Consider the following 2,420-nt stretch of genomic DNA (forward strand, 5'->3'; position numbering starts at 1 on the left):
GCTAACAAACTTACCCAGATGTACCAGATAAGACGAATCATTCAATTGCAGATACAGGGCATCTCTCGCAGTGAGATCGCTCGCACTCAGGGTCTTTCCCGTAACACTGTCAGGCACTACCTTGACTTATTTAGGAGCTACTTTAAGGACCTGTCAGAAGCCCTGACCTGGAGCGATGAAGCACTTCATCGGTTAGTGAGTGGTAAGCCTGCCGAGCCCTCTCCCAAACACCAAGCCCTACATGAACGTTTTAAAAACTATGAGCAGGAATTGTCTCGTGTCGGTGTAAGTCGTCAGTTGCTTTGGCTGGAATATCGTAAAGAACACCCGGACGGAGTTCAATTCTCTCAATTTTGCAACCTGTTCCGCCAATGGCAGAAGCATCAGCAGGTGGTTATGCACCTGGAGCATAAGGCAGGCGAAAAGCTTTTCATTGACTTTGCCGGCAGTAAATTGTATTGGATTGATATTCCCACAGGTCAAACTATGGCTGTCGAAGTCTTTGTGGCTACCTTAGCCTGTAGTCAGCTTACCTACGTGGAAGCCATTCCTTCGCAACGCAAAACCCACTTTTTAGCCGCTTTATCAAACGCTTTGATTTATTTTGGCGGTGTTCCACAGGCCATCATACCGGATAATCTGAAGTCCGCAGTCACCAAGCCCGACCGCTATGAACCTCATCTCAATGAGAGCCTTGAGCACTTTGCCGCTCATTACGGCAGTTGCATTTATCCGGCCCGAAGTGGAAAACCCCGCGATAAATCCTTAGTGGAAAAGGCTGTTGAACTTGCTTATCAACGCATTTATGCCCCGCTTCGTGATCAGGTCTTCAGTTCTCTTGCCGCACTTAATGAGGCCATTTTACCCTTGCTGGAAGTTCATAATCAGGCTCTTTTTCAAGGAAAAGACTATTCCCGCCGCTCCCGTTTTGAAGAAGTTGAACGTTCCGCTTTGAAGCCATTGCCCTCGGAAAAATATCAATTACAATCCTATCATACGGCCAAGGTACATCCTGATTGCCACGTTCTTCTATCCGAGGACAGGCACTACTACTCCGTGCCTTATACGCTTGTAGGTCAATTTGTAAAGATGGTTTATAATGCAGAGACAGTAGAGATTTACCATAACTACCAACGAATTGCTACCCATCAGCGCATGGTATCTAAACATCATTACACCACTCTCAAAGAGCATTTGCCCGCTCAACACCGGTGGCTGATGAATTGGTCCCCCGTCTTCTTTGAGCAGGAAGCCCTCAAAATCGGCATGAATACTCATTTGGCCATCCAACAGCTGTTGAACAGAAAAACCTACCCTGCTCAGTCTTATAAATCATGCGCAGGTGTACTGAATTTGGCCAAAAAGGTAGGTGCGCAACGCATGGAGAATGCCTGTCAAAGAGCCATCGCCTACGAGGGAATATCCTATACACTCATTAAAAGCATTCTTGACCGAGAGTTGGATCATATCCCTTTAACAGATGAAACAATTACTTCACCAACAGGTATTTATCACGAAAATATCCGTGGAGCAAATCACTATCAATAATCTTCCTTTTTTCTTTTCAACCGTAAAACAAAGTACAATGAACACACACGAAACTATCTCTCAAATGCGAACACTCAAATTAATGGGGATGGCCAATGCCTACCAAACCCTGTGCGAACTCCCGGTGGATAAACACCCCTGCTCACAGCAACTGTTGGCCCAAATTGTAGAAGCCGAAATCCTTGACAGGCAACACCGAAAAACACGCTCGGCTATCCAACAGGCGCAATTCCGCTACCAAGCCACGGTGGAAGAAATCATCATCGCTTCCGAAAGAAATCTCAGTAAGGATGTGGTTTGTAAATTGGCTGATACCTCTTTTGTGAAAAGACATGAAAACATAATTATCACCGGGGCGACGGGTTGTGGAAAAAGTTTTATTGCCACGGCCTTAGGCTATCAAGCCTGCCAAATGGGGTTTAGAGTCATCTATTTTTCATTGCCTAAACTGCTGCAACGGCTTCACCTGGCTAAAGCGGATGGCTCTTATATCAAGGAACTTGCCCGAATTGAAAAATATCATTTGCTTATCTTGGATGACTGGGGTATCCAACCCCTGGATACAGGTGCGCGACTCGCCATCTTACAACTCATCGAAGACCGACACGGCAAAGCTTCCACCATCATCACTGCTCAGATGCCTGTAGCCAATTGGCATGATTATATCGCCGAACCTGCTTTGGCGGATGCTATTTTGGATAGAATTTTATCGCACACCCATCGAATTGACCTTAAAGGCGGCTCCTTGAGAAACTCCGCGAAAAATAATCCCAAATGAATTCTTTAACTATATTTGCAACACTTCTCTAAGTTATCCACAGCTGCGCAAATTGCATCGGAATACCCTGCTCAATTACTATCGGAATACTCAC

Annotated in this window: 2 protein-coding genes; both read left to right on the forward strand. The window is 45.6% G+C overall.

Annotated features, from left to right (window positions below):
- Positions 1-1,548 (forward strand): IS21 family transposase (gene istA / locus AC23P2_RS30990; protein WP_487776773.1); only part of this gene is annotated, 1,548 nt, incomplete at its 5' end.
- Between the two features lie 37 nt (positions 1,549-1,585).
- Positions 1,586-2,326, forward strand: coding sequence for an IS21-like element helper ATPase IstB (gene istB, locus AC23P2_RS30995; RefSeq protein WP_487776774.1), 741 nt, complete (start codon positions 1,586-1,588; stop codon positions 2,324-2,326).
- The last annotated feature ends 94 nt before the right edge of the window (positions 2,327-2,420 follow it).

It is taken from the genome of Runella sp. R0.1_18 (assembly GCF_057652155.1).

Bases quoted from the DNA above. Each gene is read 5' to 3' on its own strand.
- istB (WP_487776774.1), top strand. From the start codon at position 1,586: ATGAACACACACGAAACTATCTCTCAAATGCGAACACTCAAATTAATG.